The organism is Streptomyces sp. NPDC091209 (assembly GCF_044757755.1).
Classification (GTDB): Bacteria; Actinomycetota; Actinomycetes; order Streptomycetales; family Streptomycetaceae; genus Streptomyces.
Genome location: NZ_JBIVVR010000005.1, coordinates 542,011 through 557,555 on the forward strand (window position 1 = coordinate 542,011; position 15,545 = coordinate 557,555).

Sequence of the window (15,545 nt, forward strand, 5' to 3'; positions counted from 1 at the left end):
CCCCGCTGCCTGCCGTTGGCCGGCCTGGTCCGCAGGTGTTCCCGGCCGACGGCGAGGAGCCGGCTCAGTCCCGCGGAGTCGCGGCGAGCACCGCGCGGCAGTCGGACCAGGCGGGTCGGCTCAGCAGGGGCCGGAATCGTGTGAACAGAGCCAGGAGTTCGGCTCCCCATTTCTCCCGGAAGACGGGGTCGATGCGGGCAAGGTCGAGTTCGTTGGCGGCGGACAGCTCGGCGAAGTCCCGGCGAAGGTGCGGCTCAGGAGTGTGGAGTTGGCCTGTGAACCGATTCCGGAAGGCTCCGTCGGGAAGCGCGAGCTTCGGATACGTGGCCCCGCGGTCACACGACGCGTAGAGATACACGATGGCTTCAGCCTCGGCGCCGATCACCTCGGCGAGTTCGGCGCGGCTGTCCGGAGACAGCAAGGCGGTAGGGAAGCCGTCCGTACCGTAGAACGCGTGGCACAGGCCGGCGACCTGGAGGGCGGGGCGAGCGCCCCATGCGGCGAGTTGGCCCTGGACGCGCTGGAGGTGCGCGACGAGAGTGCCGCCGGGATGGGCGATGTCCGCAGCACCGAGTGTGCGCAGGAGCGCGATGGCCTCGTCGGCAGGGGCAGGAGAAGCAGGCACAGGGCGGTGTCCTTCCGTCTCATGAGGCCGGCATCCGTCCGGGTCCGGGCGGTGCCGTATGTGCCCTGACGCCCGAGCGGGTGCTTGCCGGGCGTGCGGGGACGGCGAGCGCGGCAACCTCCCGGTCGCCCACGAGCACCGATGGCGGCGGCCAACCTTCAGCTCACCGGGTCGGCATGCCTCCGTGCGGGCTGTTGACCACCAAGGGCAGTGATCCTTCGGCGAGGTAGTCGTGCCCGGGGAAGTGGTCGATGTGGAGGTGACCGCCGTCCTCCGCTTCGGTCATTTCCCGCAGATTCGCGGCGAGAACTGCCCTTCCGGCAGCGTCACCGCTGATCACAAGGATCTGGCGCTCCGCGTCCCGGCGGATCAGAACGCCGGGGCCGGGCGTCCCTTCGACCTCGACCCCGGCCAGGGCGCCGCCGTCCGACGAGGAGGTGGACCTGAGCAGCCCCTCACCTTGAGCCACCGCGCGTGCCAACCACGTCAGTTCTTCCGCCGATGCGGAGAGATCCACCTCGCCGTACCGGGGGTCGGATATCAGTCTCATGGGCGTCACGCCTCCAACGTCGGGCTCCGATGATGCCCGCACGCCGTGATCGTCGGTCATGTCTTCTCAGGGCGAAGACGGCCGGACGCGGCGCGCGCCAAGTGAAGCTGCTCGCCCGGCACTTGGCGCCCACGTAGGTGATGGCTTGATTCAGGAAGGGGCTGGTGAGCACGGTGATCACCAGCGTGGGGGTGCCGGCGTGGACGCCCCGCTGTCCGCAGGGGCGGTACGGGGGACCGATGCGCTCCTCGACCCGCGAACGCCGGTCACCGATGCTGACCGTGTCGACGCCGAGTCCCGGAATGATCCCCATGTCAGCCATCCTCCCAGGGGAGGGAGGGCGCGTGCGCCGAGGTGCTGTGCCAGTAGTCGCGGGTCTCCACCGCGCGTCCCGCCGCGTCGAAGCGGACGAAGACGCAGCCCGCGAGTGTCGACGGGCGGCCGTCCTCCTCCGCCAGGACGCGGAACTCGGCGGCCGCGCGGCCGTCCTGGCCGATCAGGGGTTCGGAGAAGCGGACGTCGCTCGTGGTCTCGGACGCGAAGGACCAGCGGAGGTACGCGGCGAGCTCGTCCCGGCCGCGATGGGGCTCCCGGAACGGCATGGAGCGGTGGACGCACGTGTCCGAGTACAGCTCCAGGATCGCCTCGACGTCATGGTCCGCCCAGGCCCGCTCCCACACCCGTACGAAGCGTCGCGCCGCGGTGGTCGTGTCCATCGCGGGCCTCAGACGCGGGCGGGCAGCCAGCGCAGCTGCGCGGCCTGCTGGTAGGGGCCGCCGCCCTCATGGTCGTTGAAGTCGTACACCTCGATCTCCTTCTCCTCGCCCGCCCAGGCGTTGAAGGCCGCGAAGACCGTCGACGGCGGGCAGGTCTGGTCCTCCAGCGCCGCCGAGAACAGGGCGGGAGCCCGGCCGCGCGCGGCGAAGTGCACCCCGTCGAAGTAGGAGAGGGTGCGCCGCACCTGCTCGGTGCGGCCGCGGTGGGTCTTGAGGTAGTTGCCGATCTCCCGGTAGGGGGTGCGGTCCGTGAGCACCGTGGCGCGCGGGAAGTCGCACAGGAACGGCACATCGGGGGCGATCGCCGCCAGGTCGGGCACCAGACCGCCCACCGCGATGGTGATGCCGCCGCCCTGGCTCCCGCCGAGCGCCGCGACCCGCGCCGCGTCGACCAGGGGATGCGAACGGGCCGCCTCCACGGCGCGCACCGCGTCCGTGAACAGCCGCCGGTAGTAGTAGTTTTCGGGGTCCTCGATCCCCCGCGTCATGAACCCGGGGAACGCGGGCGCGCTGCCCACCGGGTCAGGCGTCTCGCCGCCGCCCCAGGCACTCGCCTGGCCGCGCGTGTCCATCACGAAGTGCGCGAAGCCGGCCGAGGCCCACAGCAGATGCGTGTGCGGCAGCCCGCGCCCGCCGCCGTACCCGATGAACTCGACGACCGTCGGCAGCGGTGAGTTCGCCCAAGCCGGCACGGTCAGCCAGCCCTTGATCGGATGCCCGCCGAACCCGGCGAACGTGACGTCGTGGACCGCGACGGTCTTCAGCGGGATCTCGACCGGCTCGAAGGTGGGGGAGAGGTCGTACTCGTGGGCTTCCTGGAGCGTCTTGTCCCAGAAGGAGTCGAAGTCCTCGGGTTCGGTGGACGCGCTGCGGTAGGTGCGGAGTTCGTCGAGAGGGAGGTCGAACAGGGCCATCAAGGACCACCTTTCGGCAACGGAGGCGCGGATGATCACACGGTACGTCCGCCGTCGGCGGCCCGTCACGGCCGCGCCGAGGCGAAGACATTCTCGGCGCCGACCGGCGGCCCGCTCCCTCTCCGGGCAGTCGTCCGGCCCCTTCGTTCTCCCTCGCGGGGTCCTGGCTCACGGACTCCCTCGCGGGGGCCCCGGCTCACGGCACGCCCCTCAGGCCGTCCGCCGGGTCCACTCCGGTTCGGTCCGCGCCCAGTCACACTCCCACTGGGCCAGTCGGCGGCGCGCCAGGGCCCGGCGTACGCAGAGGTGCGCGAGGAAGACGGCGAAGAGGGCGCCCGTCGTGGTGAACACGCCCATGGCCAGCGTGTGTTGCCGGATCACCGAAGCGTTCGACGGCGGACGCACGATCCCTCCCCGGGCATCGGTCCATACGTAGAGGCGCGTACCCCGCCGCAGACCCGCCGGCACGCGGACCAGGCCGGTCCGCGCAATCCCGTCGGACCCCGTCCAGCGGACCGGCACGGGGAAGGAACGCAGGCCGTTGCCGGGCGTCGTCGGCACCGCCGGCGGTGAGTCCTTCACGAGCACCGCACGGACATGGTGCTGGGCGGCACGCTGCGCCGCCGCCTGCTCCCGCGCGCCGTCGTACGTCCACCACGCCGCTCCCGCCCCCGCGAGCGGCGCCCCGACGGACAGGAGAACGCCGACCGCCAGCGCCCACCATGCCTCGACGACATCGGAGCGGCGTCGCAGCGGATTGCGGCGCCAACGCCAGCCGTGCACCCGGGTTCGCATGTCCCCTCCTCCCTGCCGCGCGCCGCGTCGGCGCCCGGACGCCCCGGCGACCGGCGCCTCACGGCTCCGGACGTCGAACTGCCCGCCGTACGCGAGCCGTTCGGCGCGTCCGGCATGCGGGCCGCGACCGGTTCGCCGCGCCCCGCGTGCCGTACGCCACCGGTTCACCTCGCCCGCGCCTACCGCGCGCGCCGGCGTTCCGGCGCCGGTCCGCGCGGACTTCCGCGCCGTACGACTGATCCCCGCCCGCCGTGGAACCCGGGCACCACCGCGTCGGCGATCGGGAGCGCCGATGGCGAAGCACCGGTGGTCTCCGCCCGCGACACCCGGGCGCACCCCGACTGCCCCGCCACCGGCCGCATACACCCGCCGGACACGTCCGTCGGCCGAAATCCGCCGCGACGGCGCGCGCAAAAGCGGTCCGGGGCGCGTACCCGTTCCTCGACACCGGCATCACGCATCAACCGGCGTCGCGCATCAGCCGTCCAAACCACGAAAGGCATCGGTCATGAACACCGGCTCCACCATCACCGCAGGAATCGACGGCTCGCGCGCCAGTCTGGACGCCGCCGACTGGGCGGCCCGCGAGGCCGGACGGCGTCGTCTGCCGCTGCGTCTCCTGCAGGCGGGCACCCGGCACCGCGTCGCCGCGCGCGTTCCGGACGTCGACGTGGCCGCCGGGTGCGCCAGGTCGGCGCTCGACCGGGCGGCGATCCAACTGTCCTACGCCCACCCGGCGTTGGACATCGTCGCGCGCGACACCGAGACGCCCGCGGTGCCCGCGCTGCTCGGGGCCGCCGCCGAGTCCGGGACACTCGTCGTCGGCACCCGCGGCCACACCGGCCACATCGCGGCGGCCGGCTTCCTGGCCGGCTCCGTCGCCCTGACCGTCGCGGCCCGTGCCGCCTGCCCGGTCGTCCTCGTCCGCGCGGGTGAACTCCCCGAGGACGAAAGGGCATTCACCCCTGGCGGCACACCACCGAGCGCCGCGCCCTACCGTCCGGTGGTCCTCGGCCTCGACCTGGAGCATCCCGCCGAGGACCTGATCGGTTACGCCTTCGACACCGCCGCCGTCCGCTCGGCACCACTCCTCGTGGTGCACGCCTGGACCCGATCCGGACACGAGCGCGGCGCGTCCGCCGTCCCGTCGGCCACCGTGCCGTCGCTCGGCGACGCGGACGATCAGGAGGCCGGCCGACAGCGTGCCCTGACCGGCACGCTACGGCCCTGGCGCCACAAGTTCCCGGACACCCCGGTCTCGGAACAGGTCGTCCGCGGTCACCCCGGAGACCTTCTGCTGAAGGCGTCCACCGGCGCGGGTCTTCTCATCGTCGGCCGTCCCGCGGGCGAGCGTCTGGGCCGCGTCGCACGGACCCTCATCCGGCAGGTGACGTGCCCGGTCGTCGTGGTGCCGCACGGCTGACCCCACTCCGGCAGCTTTCCGGCGGAATCCGGGCCCGACACGACGGAGGGCGACGTCGATGACCTGTCCGGCCGCTCATGCCGCAGACGCGGGGTCTGGCACGCACTCCGCCGAGCTCTTCGAGCAGGGGGACCCCCAGCGGCGTTGTCGTCGGTTGCCGACTCCCCCGCTCTCGGCTTCGATCGAGCGGGGGGACCCCATCGCGTCGACGCCCTCCTCCGCCTTGCAGCTGCACGCACCAGACCCCGCTCACCGGTACTGATACGGCACCGTCGCCTTCCTGCGACCCGATCGGCCGGACAGGTCCTACCCGAACCGCTCGATCCGAATCCGGTCCACCGGTTGTCCCGCCTCCACCAGCAGTCGCGAGGCGTGCTCGGCGAATCCGTTGGAACCGCAGATGTAGGCCTCCCATCCACCGGGCGGCTGCTCGGCCAGGAGCGGCGCCACATGTCGGGGGGCCATACGTCCGACGCGCACACCGTCCGGGGCGCTGCGCGTGAACACGGCGGTGGTCTCGTCGCCGTACTCCCGTGCGTAGATGAGTTCCTCGGGGCTCCGCGCGGAGACGAGCAGGCGCAGCGGAACGTCCAGGGTCCGCGCGCGGTGGTGCCGCAGCATCGACATCAGCGGTACGACACCGGAGCCGGCGCCGACGAGCAGCGCGGGCCGGTCCCCGGGCCAGGCGAAGAAGCCGCTGAGCGGACCGCGGACCTCGACGGAGTCACCGGTCCTGGCCACGGTGTGGAACCAGCCGGAGACCTCACCGCCGTCGACATGGTCCAGGGTCAGTTCGATGTGACCGCTGTCGTCGGGCGAGGAGGCGATGGAGTAGTGGCGCTGCGCCACATATCCGTCCCCGGCGGTGAGCCGCAGCATCAGATGCTGGCCGGGCAGATGGCCCTCCCAGGCGGGCACGTCGAATCGGAAGGTCGCCGCCTGGGGGGTCTCACGGCGGATCTCGGTCAGCGTGGCGGTCTGCCAGGTGGTGGCCGTCCGGGTGTTCACGGCGATGCGTCCGGGCACGGCGAACCGTGTAGGCGGTACGAACGTCCCGATCATGGTCCCAGGGGTCCCAGGGGTCCCAGGGGTCCCAGGGGTCCCAGGGGTCGCAGGGGTCCTACGGGTCTCAGTGGTCCCGTTCATGGTCTCAGTCACCGGAGTAGCGCTGCTCTTCCCAGGGGTTGCCGCGGGCGTGGTAGCCGTTCTGCTCCCAGAAGCCCGGCTCGTCGTGGTCGAGGATCCGGATGCCCGCGATCCACTTGGCGCTCTTCCAGAAGTACAGATGGGGCACGACCAGCCGCGCCGGGCCGCCGTGTTCGGCCGGCAGCGGTTCGCCGTCGTAGTCCCACACGATCCAGGCGCGACCGCCGGTGAGGTCGGCCAGCGGGAGGTTCGCGGTGTACCCGGTGTGGGCGTACGCGACCGCGTGAGTGGCGGCCGCGTCCGGTCGTACGGCGTCGAGGAAGGCGTCCAGGGACACACCCCCGAACCGCACCCCGAACTTCGACCAGCTCGTCACGCAGTGGATGTCGCCCTCGTACGCCGAGGCGGGCAACGCGTGCGCCTGCTCCCAGTCCCAGGTGCGCGGCTCGGCCACCAGGCCGTCGATCCGCAGGGTCCAGTCGGCGGGCGCCAGCTCCGGGGTGACCTCGGCGGACAGGACGGGCCAGTCGTCGCCCGCGTCGTACTGGCCGGGCGGCAGTCCGGCGTTGTGGGCGCGCGGGCGCCCGGTGAAGCCTCGCGTGACGTTCATACGGGTGGTGCCTCCAGGACCGCCGGGGACTGCGGCCCGCGGATCGAGCGTGATCGGCGCGAACGCGCGGGTCGGTGTCCCGGGCACGCGCCAGTGCTCAACCATTCAACCGTACGGGGAAGCGGACCGTGCTCCCAGCCGGTGCCGGTGCGCTGATCATTGCGGACGTATGAACTCTCCCGGCGCCCGGGAATAGCCGGGCCCCGATCTTCCTTGCTCCTGGAGTCGAGTCCGATGGCCCGTACATGTACAGCCGGTGAGCCGGGCCGTGGCCAGGGTGACGACAGCGAAGGCGAGTGAGGGAGAGTGAGGGAGCAGATGGCCGAGGCGTACGTCTCCACTGGGTCCGGGGGTCCGGAGGAAGAGGGGAACCCTCCTGGCCGTCACCCCCTGGACAACCCGGCCCTCGGGTCCCTCACCGGGCCCCACGCCCACTTCGCCGAGCGGCGTGGTCGCGTCCTGCGCTACCCGGTGGACGTGTCCCCGTGGCTGGCGCTGCCCGACGATCCCGACGCCGGTGACTGGGCGGATCTGGCGGCCCTGGTGGGGCCCGGGGGAGAGGCGCCGCTGGCCGGTTTCGGCGGACGCACCCCGGACGGCTGGGAGGTGATCTTCAGCCTCGACGGCGTCCAGCTCGTCGACGACGGCCTCGCCGCCGCGCCCGACCCCGAGGCGGTGCGGCTCGGCACCGCGGACGTGCCGGAGATGCTGGACCTGGTGGAGCGCACCCGGCCCGGACCCTTCCTGTCGCGCACCGTCGAACTCGGCACGTACCTCGGGATCCGACGGAACGGCGCCCTGATCGCCATGGCGGGCGAACGGCTCCATCCACCGGGCTGGACCGAGATCAGCGCGGTCTGCACCGACCCCGACCACCGGGGCGAGGGCCTTGCCTCACGCCTGATCCTGGCCGTCGCGCACGGCATCCGTGAACGCGGCGAGACCCCCTTCCTGCACACCGCCGCCGGCAACACCGGCGCCATCCGGCTCTACGAGTCGCTGGGCTTCCGGCTGCGCCGCAGGACCCGCTTCATGGCCGCGCGGGTCCCGGAGCACCTGGGTGACGGCCGGGCCGTGGGCGTGAGCTGACTTCGCGCGCCGTCGTACGACACATCACGACGTCGTACGGCAGCACGCCGCCGGACGACGTCACCGGGCCGCTGAGCTTCGGGAGACCGCGGGGACGGACGCCCGGGATCAGTCCCCCGGCGATGTCGGCGGCCGCGCGCCCGCCTTCTCTGCGGCCGTGGACGTGGCGTTGTAGCGCAGCAGATACAAGGCGAAGCGGGCGAGGTCCTCCTCCGGCCAGCCCGTGAGCCGTTCGCGGAACGCCACCCGGCGGCTGCGGGTCACCTGGGCGAGCATCTCCGTGCCGGCCGCCGTCAGATGCAGTACCTGGACACGGTGGTCCTCGGGGTCCATCCGCCGCTCGATCAGCCCGGCCCGCTCCAGTGCCGCCACCTGACGGCTCACCGTGGACTTGTCCAGCGCGTAGTGCGCGGCGAGATCAGTGGCACGGCAGCCGCCGACCTCCTCCAGATGACCGAGCAGGGTGTACGAGACCAGGGACAGCTCGGGATGCATGCGCCCCGCCGAGGCGCGGGCCCGCCGGGCGAACACGGTCATCTCCCGCTGGATGATCTCCACGGCCGCATCGGCCGTCACGGCGTCGGCCACCCCGGTGGCCGTCACCCCGGTAGGGGGCATCCCGTCGATCCGCGCGCCCTCGGCCGGTGTCCCGGCGGCGAGAACGTCACCGCTCGACTCTTCGGCTGTCATCACGGGACCTCCCGGCATTGCTCTGGTTGCATAGTACAACTCGGGGGCGATGTGGAGAGAGTTGCGCAGGTCATCCCAAGGGGAAGCGATGTCCACCGGATCGCACTCGTCGGCTGATCGCTCCTGTTAAGGTGGCCGTCCCGGCCGAGGACCGTCTCGGCCGATGAGTTGCCGAGGAGGTGAGACCCATTACCGCTGTGTCAGGTCGGGTGCTCTCCTCTCCAGGCAACGCGGTCACCGTCACCAGGTGACCGTGGGAGCGCCCTTCGGTTCGTCGAAAGGCCCTCGGCTTCATGCCTCCTCTCTCTCCTGATGTCCCTGGCGCGGCAGACCACATGGTCGCCGCGCTCCGCTCCGCAGGCTGTGTCTTCGCCGAGGACGAGGCGGAGTTGATCCTCTCCGCCGCCCGCACCCCGGACGAGGCCGCCGCGATGGTGGCCCGTCGCGTCGCGGGACTGCCCCTCGAACACGTCCTCGGCTGGGCCGAGTTCCACGGACTGCGCATCAGCCTCGACCCCGGCGTCTTCGTGCCGCGCCGCCGTACCGAGTTCCTCGTCGAGCAGGCCGTCGCGCTCGCGCGCGGCGCGTCCGTCGTGGTGGACCTGTGCTGCGGCTCGGGCGCGGTCGGCGCGGCGCTGGCCGCGTCCCTCGGCGGCCCCGAACTGCACGCTGCCGACATCGACCCGGCCGCGGTGGCCTGCGCCCGACGCAATGTCGCGCCGTTCGCCGGCCAGGTCCACGAGGGGGACCTCTTCGCGGCGCTGCCCGTCACCCTGCGCGGCCGCGTCGACGTCCTGGCCGCCAACGTGCCGTACGTCCCGACCGACGAGGTCGGCCTGCTGCCGTCGGAGGCCCGCGACCACGAGCCCCTGGTCGCCCTCGACGGCGGCACCGACGGACTCGACCTCGTGCGCCGGGTCGCCGCCGAGGCGCCGCCCTGGCTGGCCCGCGGCGGCTGCCTCCTCGTCGAGACGAGCGAGCGCCAGGCCCCCACGGCCGTCGAGGCCTTCGCCCGTGCCGGACTGATCGCGCGACTGGCCGTCTCGGAGGAGAGGTACGCCAACGTGGTGATCGGCGTGAAGCCCTGAACGCAGGCCTGACCCGGCGGTCCGGCGCGGCCGACATGCCGCGTTCGGACCTGGATCGGCCGATTGTCCCGCCCCGCGCGCCACACTCTGGCTGACCGCAGTTGCCAGAGGGAGGCCCGGACGTGAGCAGTGCCCCCGAGAAGTTCGACGCGTGGGACATCAAGGAGTCGGGGCCCGCCGACGCGGTCGCCAGGGTGCTGCTGCTGCCCGGCGGGATGTGCAGTACCGCGTTCTACGACGACCTGATGGCCGCGCCGCCGCTCGCCTCCGCGCCGGTGCGGCTGGTGGCCGCGACCCTTCCGGGACACGCGGGCACCACGCCTCCGCACGATCTCTCCATGGAGAGCTACGCGGCGCTCGCGGGCGCCCTGGCAGCCGAGCGGGGCTGTGACGTCGTGGTCGGCCACAGCATCGGTGCCAATGTCGCCCTGGAGATGGGGGCCGGTGGACACTTCGCCGGCCCCGTCGTCCTGCTCTCCCCGGCGTTCTCGGCGTCCGACGAGGACAAGGCGCTCGCGATCGCCAACAGCCTCGGGCGGGTACCGGGCGTCGGGATGCTGGCCTGGGCGGGCCTGCTCAAGCTGACGCCCCGGGTCATGGTGAGCAATCTGCCACCGGCTCGCCGCGAAGCGCTGACCGCCGAGTTCGAGAAGAACGATCCGGCGTTCTGCCGCCAGGTGATCCGGCACTACTTCGACTATCTGGACCGGTACGGGGCCCTGGTCGCCCGGCTCCGTGACTCGGGGGTGCCCGCCTGGGTCGTACGGGGCGATCACGACGACGTCGGTCTGTCGGCGGAGGAGAGGGCCGGACTTCAGGCCAGTCCCAACGTGACCATGGTCTCGATCCCCGACGCGGGCCACCTGGTGATGGTCGACCAGCCCGTGGCGGTGGCCGAACTCGTGGCCCAGGTGACACTCGACTGAGCCTTCGCCCGACCCCGCGGCGATTGATCTCTCGGCCCCGCGCCGAGTGATCCGCCCGCTCCGCGCCGAGTGATCCTCCTCATTGTGCAACTAGTTGCACAATGGCTCGCCCGTCGTCTACAACAGACGTACGACACCGTGCACGGAGGGCCCGATGAGCCGTTACCCGCATCTGCTGAACCCGCTCGACCTGGGCTTCACAACCCTGCCCAACCGCGTGCTCATGGGCTCCATGCACGTGGGCCTGGAGGAGGCCGAACGCGGCTTCGAGCGCATGGCGGAGTTCTACGCCGCCCGCGCGCGAGGCGGCGTCGGCCTGATCGTCACCGGCGGCATCGCGCCCAACGACGCCGGACGGCCGTACGAGGGCGGCGCGAAGCTGACCACCGAGGCCGAGGCCGAGCAGCATGCCGGGATCACCGCCGCGGTGCACCGCGAGGGCGGCAGGATCGCGATGCAGATCCTGCACTTCGGCCGGTACGCCTACCACCAGGACCTGGTCGCCCCCAGCGCCCTGCAGGCCCCGATCAGCCCCTTCCCGCCGCACGCGCTCAGCGACGCCGAGATCGAGCAGACGATCGACGACTACGCGCGCGCCGCCCGGCTCGCCCGGCAGGCGGGCTACGACGGTGTCGAGATCATGGGCTCCGAGGGCTACCTCATCAACGAGTTCATCGCCCTGCAGACCAACCGGCGCGACGACCGCTGGGGCGGCTCGTACGAGAACCGGATGCGTTTCCCCGTCGAGATCGTCCGCCGCGTGCGTGAGGCCGTCGGCGACGACTTCATCATCATCTACCGCCTGTCGATGCTCGACCTGGTGCCCGGCGGCTCGTCGCTCGACGAGGTGATCACGCTCGCGCGGGCCGTCGAGGCCGCCGGAGCGACGATCATCAACACCGGCATAGGCTGGCACGAGGCGCGCATCCCCACGATCGCGACCTCGGTGCCGCGCGGCGCGTACGCCTGGGTGACCAAGAAGGTCATGGGCTCGGTCTCGATCCCGTTGGTCACCACCAACCGCATCAACACCCCGGAGATCGCCGAGCAGTTGCTCGCCGACGGCCACGCGGACATGGTCTCGCTGGCCCGGCCGATGCTCGCCGACCCCGACTTCGTCGCCAAGGCCGAGGCCGGACGCCCGGAGGCCATCAACACCTGTATCGGGTGCAACCAGGCCTGCCTCGACCACACCTTCAGTGGCAAGATCACCTCCTGTCTGGTCAACCCGCGCGCCTGCCACGAGACGGAGCTGGTCCTCGCGCCGACCCGGCTGCGCAAGTCCGTGGCCGTCGTGGGTGCCGGGCCCGCCGGACTCGCCTGCGCCGTCAGCGCCGCCGAACGCGGCCACGACGTCACCCTGTTCGACGCCGCGGGCGACATCGGCGGCCAGCTCAACGTGGCCCGCAAGGTCCCCGGCAAGCAGGAATTCGACGAGACGATCCGCTACTTCCGCACGCAGCTCGAACTGCACGGCGTGGACGTCCGGTTGAACACCCGGGCCACCGTGGAGACGCTGGAGGCCTTCGACGAGGTCGTCGTCGCCACCGGCGTCAGCCCGCGCACCCCGGAGATCCCCGGCGTCGACCACCCGAGTGTCGTCGGCTACCTCGACGTGCTGCGCGACGGTGCCCCCGTCGGAGACCGCGTCGCGATCCTCGGCGCCGGCGGCATCGGCTTCGACGTCGCCGAGTTCATCACCGACGGCGGCGACAAGGCGAGCGAGGACCCGGAGACGTACTTCCGCAACTGGGGCGTCGACATGGACTACCGGGCGCCCGGCGGTCTCACCGCTCCGGAACGGCCCGCCCCGCCGCGCACCGTGCACCTTCTCCAGCGCAAGGCGTCCAAGGTCGGAGCCGGACTCGGCAAGACCACCGGCTGGATCCACCGCACCGAGCTCAAGCACCGCGGCGTCACCATGGTTCCGGGCGTCCAGTACGACCGGATCGACGACGCCGGACTGCACGTCACCGTCGACGGGCACAGCCAGCTCCTGGAGGTCGACACGATCGTGCTGTGCACCGGCCAGGAGCCGCGCCGCGACCTGTACGACGCGCTGCGCGCCACCGGCCGCGGGGTCCACCTCATCGGCGGCGCCGACGTGGCCGCCGAGCTGGACGCGAAGCGCGCCATCAAGCAGGGCACCGAACTGGCGGCGGCGCTCTAGGACACCGTAAGAAGCGAACCGCGTGAGGGCTGTCGCGGTGTCCGGCCGAGCTCGGCCGGACACCGGGCGGCGCCAGCGGCCCTCCCTAGGATGACCCCATGTCACTCCCGCACGCGATCCTCACCGCCCTGCTCGAGAAGCCCTCGTCCGGCCTCGAACTGACCCGGCGGTTCGACAAGTCGATCGGCTACTTCTGGTCGGCGACGCATCAGCAGATCTATCGCGAGCTGGGAAAACTGGAGGCCGAGGGGTACATCCGGGCCCTGCCCCCGGAGCAGCACGCCCGGGGACAGAAGAAGAGCTACGAAGTCCTGCCCGCAGGCCGCGCCGAACTCGCCCGCTGGACCGCCACCTCGCAGGACCCGAAGCCGTTGCGCGACACCATGCTGTTGCGTCTGCGCGCCGCGGCCGTCGTCGGCACCGAGGGCGTCGAGGCCGACCTGCGCCGCCATCTCGCTCTGCACCGGCGTCAGTTGGCCGAGTACGAGGAGATCCAGGACCGGGACTTCCCCCCGGAGAAGAGCACCCCTGAGGACCGTCTGCGCCACCTCGTCCTGCGGGCCGGCATCGACCTGGAGACCTTCTGGACCCAGTGGCTGACCCACGCCCTGACGGAGTTCGACGGCATGCCGGGGCGCGACTAGGACCTCCGCGCCACGATCGGCCGGACGGCCCTGGGCGGCCGCCCTCGACCGGGGTCGACGAGACGGCCGCTCGTGGCCACAGACTCCGGATCAGAGCCGGTGGGGCTTGGACCGGCGGCGCAGGAACCAGGCCGCCGCCACCGTGCCGGTCACGACCAGGGCCGCGCCGCCCACGACCGTGGCCGTGCCGTAGTCCTTCACGGCCCCGCCGAGGCCGCCCATGACACCGCGGGAGGGCGAGGGGGAGACCGTCGTCGAGATCGTGGGGGTCGCGGGGGCCGCGCTGGGCGCGACGATGATCGACTGGGTGCCCGCCGTCGTGCCGTCCTGGCAGACGACGATGACCGTGAAGGTGCCGGGGCTCACGCCGGTCCAGGCCGCCGACTGGTTGTTGCTCGTCCCGGTGAGCGACATCTGCCGCCCCTGGGCGAAGTTCGACTGCCCGCTGGAGAGCAGCGAGGCATCGCCGAAGCTGCTTCCGTTGCTCGGGCAGGCGCTGGTGGTGACCGAGACCGAGGTGCCACTGGTGCTCACGGAGATCCCGGAACCCCATGCGACGGCCGCCGGGGCGGCCAGGGCGAGCGGAAGCGCAGCGGTGGCGGCCACGGTCAGGCCGGAGCGGAGAAGAGACTGAGTGGTACGCATAGGAACTGCCCTCCAGCGGCACGGTTGGCGGTACATCCCATGCGCCGCCGAGGATCGGAGGGCCCGTGCTGCCTCAGTGCGAGCCAATGCGCCCCGGGCCCGGCCCGCATGCGGACGGGGACCGGGCAGGTGATGAATTCCATCGTCCGGCGGACTGCCGACGCAGCCGAGGAAGCCGACACGTCGGACGCAGGGGCCGGTCCGCTGTCCCGGCGGGGTCGCCGCTACCGCGTCGTCACAGAGCGCTCCGGGGAGAGACCGCCCCAGGTGCCGTCGGGCAGCTTCGCCCGGATCCGTACCCGGTGTGTCACGTCCGCCTCCCGGCCGATGTAGAAGCTGTACGTACAGGTGCCGCGGGGCGGGCTGCCGCCCCAGACGAGTGAGGTCACGGCCTGCCCGTCGAGATGGATCCGGTACTCCGTGATCACCCCGTCGACCTCGGGCGCGGTCCAGGCCAGGTCGATGTAGTACGCCCCGTCGCTCCGGTGGGTCGTCGCCCGGAAGCCGGTCGGCGCCGTGCCCCGGCCGTCGTCCGCGCCTGGCGCGGTGGTGATCCGGACGGTCCCGCTCGGCGGCGAGAGGTTGTCCGCGGCGTCGCGGGCCCGCACGGTGAAGGCGTAGGCCGTGCCCGGCCGCAGCCCCGTGACGACGGTGGCCGTCTGTGAGCCACCCACACTGTGGATTTTCGAACTGCCCTGGTAGATGTTGTACGACACCACGCCCCGCGCGTCGGACGACCTCGCCCAGGACAACTGGACCGCCCGGCTGCCGACCGCCCTGCCGCGCGGGCTGCCGGGACGGCTGGGCGGAGTGGCGTCGGCCGCGACCGCGGCCGGGGTGGTGGCGCGCACCGGTTTGCTGGGCGGCCCCGGGACTCCGGCGGCGTTCCGGGCCCGGACCCTGAAGACGTACGACGTGGACGGTACGAGTCTGGTGACGTCCACCATGTGCTCCGAACCAGGCACTTCCTTCACTTTGGTGGTGCCGCGATATACCTCGTAGCGGGTGATCCTCGGGTCCTCGGTGGCCAGGTTCCACATGACGTGCACGCTCGTGGAACTCCCCGCGGCGGCGGTCACGCCCATCGGCGCGGCGGGCAGCCGTTCGCCCTGACCGGACGGAGAGGCGCCCCATCCGCAGGACGTGAGCGCGAGCAGCGCGCCGCACACCAGCGCGCGCAGGACGGTGGGGGGAACGCGTCGCACGGGTCAGCCCTCCCTCGACGGGATTGGTCTGTACCTATAAGACACGGGTGACGCGGTCACATCAAGAGGCTGGACGTCGTTCGCCGGTCCGTCCCGGAGGTACGTATGCTGATCCCTGACGTGGTGTGAACTCGCCCCAATCCAAGGGGAGTTCCTGCCCACGGCGCGGAACGCTGTCGTCGCTGATCCCGCGCCGACCCGTGCGGTCGAGTGGCCGGAGCCGACTGTGGCTCGGGCCCTCGGCCGCGC

16 protein-coding genes are annotated in these 15,545 nt (G+C 72.1%); 6 read left to right on the top strand and 10 right to left on the bottom strand.

The window, feature by feature from the left end:
* Window positions 1-64: 64 nt before the first annotated feature.
* From ACIQRL_RS17975 to ACIQRL_RS17995, 5 genes are all read right to left on the bottom strand, one after another.
* Window positions 65-625: a DUF6817 domain-containing protein gene (locus ACIQRL_RS17975; RefSeq protein ID WP_401332274.1), complete on the bottom strand. Its 561-nt coding sequence runs from the start codon at window positions 623-625 to the stop codon at window positions 65-67.
* 163 nt (window positions 626-788) lie between these two features.
* On the bottom strand, window positions 789-1,175 hold the full coding sequence (locus tag ACIQRL_RS17980) for a hypothetical protein (RefSeq protein WP_401332276.1): 387 nt from the start codon (window positions 1,173-1,175) through the stop codon (window positions 789-791).
* Window positions 1,176-1,489: 314 nt separating this feature from the next.
* Complete coding sequence (locus ACIQRL_RS17985) at window positions 1,490-1,891, bottom strand: nuclear transport factor 2 family protein (protein WP_401332278.1); 402 nt, start codon at window positions 1,889-1,891, stop codon at window positions 1,490-1,492.
* Window positions 1,892-1,899: 8 nt separating this feature from the next.
* Window positions 1,900-2,865, bottom strand: coding sequence for an acetylxylan esterase (locus ACIQRL_RS17990; protein WP_401332279.1), 966 nt, complete (start codon window positions 2,863-2,865; stop codon window positions 1,900-1,902).
* 210 nt (window positions 2,866-3,075) lie between these two features.
* Window positions 3,076-3,660: a hypothetical protein gene (locus ACIQRL_RS17995; RefSeq protein ID WP_401332281.1), complete on the bottom strand. Its 585-nt coding sequence runs from the start codon at window positions 3,658-3,660 to the stop codon at window positions 3,076-3,078.
* 508 nt (window positions 3,661-4,168) lie between these two features.
* Between ACIQRL_RS17995 and ACIQRL_RS18000 the strand changes: the two genes are divergently transcribed.
* The gene (locus tag ACIQRL_RS18000) at window positions 4,169-5,083 is read left to right on the top strand and encodes a universal stress protein (protein ID WP_401332283.1); all 915 of its coding nucleotides are present in this window, start codon (window positions 4,169-4,171) and stop codon (window positions 5,081-5,083) included.
* A gap of 306 nt (window positions 5,084-5,389) precedes the next feature.
* Here ACIQRL_RS18000 and ACIQRL_RS18005 read toward each other — a convergent pair whose 3' ends face one another.
* The gene (locus tag ACIQRL_RS18005) at window positions 5,390-6,145 is read right to left on the bottom strand and encodes a ferredoxin reductase (RefSeq protein WP_401332285.1); all 756 of its coding nucleotides are present in this window, start codon (window positions 6,143-6,145) and stop codon (window positions 5,390-5,392) included.
* 88 nt (window positions 6,146-6,233) lie between these two features.
* On the bottom strand, window positions 6,234-6,839 hold the full coding sequence (locus ACIQRL_RS18010) for a sulfite oxidase-like oxidoreductase (protein ID WP_401332286.1): 606 nt from the start codon (window positions 6,837-6,839) through the stop codon (window positions 6,234-6,236).
* Window positions 6,840-7,157: 318 nt separating this feature from the next.
* Here ACIQRL_RS18010 and ACIQRL_RS18015 point away from each other — a divergent pair, with 318 nt between their 5' ends.
* Window positions 7,158-7,928, top strand: coding sequence for a GNAT family N-acetyltransferase (locus ACIQRL_RS18015; RefSeq protein ID WP_401332424.1), 771 nt, complete (start codon window positions 7,158-7,160; stop codon window positions 7,926-7,928).
* 108 nt (window positions 7,929-8,036) lie between these two features.
* Here ACIQRL_RS18015 and ACIQRL_RS18020 read toward each other — a convergent pair whose 3' ends face one another.
* Window positions 8,037-8,546: a MarR family winged helix-turn-helix transcriptional regulator gene (locus ACIQRL_RS18020; protein WP_401332426.1), complete on the bottom strand. Its 510-nt coding sequence runs from the start codon at window positions 8,544-8,546 to the stop codon at window positions 8,037-8,039.
* A 365-nt stretch (window positions 8,547-8,911) separates the two neighbouring features.
* Here ACIQRL_RS18020 and ACIQRL_RS18025 point away from each other — a divergent pair, with 365 nt between their 5' ends.
* From ACIQRL_RS18025 to ACIQRL_RS18040, 4 genes are all read left to right on the top strand, one after another.
* Window positions 8,912-9,706: a putative protein N(5)-glutamine methyltransferase gene (locus ACIQRL_RS18025; RefSeq protein WP_401332288.1), complete on the top strand. Its 795-nt coding sequence runs from the start codon at window positions 8,912-8,914 to the stop codon at window positions 9,704-9,706.
* A gap of 122 nt (window positions 9,707-9,828) precedes the next feature.
* A complete protein-coding gene (locus ACIQRL_RS18030; RefSeq protein ID WP_401332290.1) occupies window positions 9,829-10,632 on the top strand; it encodes an alpha/beta fold hydrolase in 804 nt (267 codons plus the stop codon).
* Window positions 10,633-10,786: 154 nt separating this feature from the next.
* Window positions 10,787-12,802 (top strand): FAD-dependent oxidoreductase, encoded by a 2,016-nt coding sequence (locus tag ACIQRL_RS18035; RefSeq protein ID WP_401332292.1) that lies wholly within the window; start codon window positions 10,787-10,789, stop codon window positions 12,800-12,802.
* A gap of 98 nt (window positions 12,803-12,900) precedes the next feature.
* Window positions 12,901-13,446 carry a PadR family transcriptional regulator gene (locus tag ACIQRL_RS18040; protein WP_401332294.1) on the top strand — a complete coding sequence of 182 codons (546 nt, stop codon included), beginning with the start codon at window positions 12,901-12,903 and terminating at the stop codon, window positions 13,444-13,446.
* 90 nt (window positions 13,447-13,536) lie between these two features.
* On the opposite strand, the gene ACIQRL_RS18045 is transcribed toward ACIQRL_RS18040, so the two are convergent.
* Both ACIQRL_RS18045 and ACIQRL_RS18050 read right to left on the bottom strand, forming a co-directional pair.
* The gene (locus ACIQRL_RS18045; protein ID WP_401332296.1) at window positions 13,537-14,091 is read right to left on the bottom strand and encodes a hypothetical protein; all 555 of its coding nucleotides are present in this window, start codon (window positions 14,089-14,091) and stop codon (window positions 13,537-13,539) included.
* Window positions 14,092-14,315: 224 nt separating this feature from the next.
* On the bottom strand, window positions 14,316-15,296 hold the full coding sequence (locus ACIQRL_RS18050) for a fibronectin type III domain-containing protein (RefSeq protein ID WP_401332298.1): 981 nt from the start codon (window positions 15,294-15,296) through the stop codon (window positions 14,316-14,318).
* Between the last annotated feature and the right edge of the window lie 249 nt (window positions 15,297-15,545).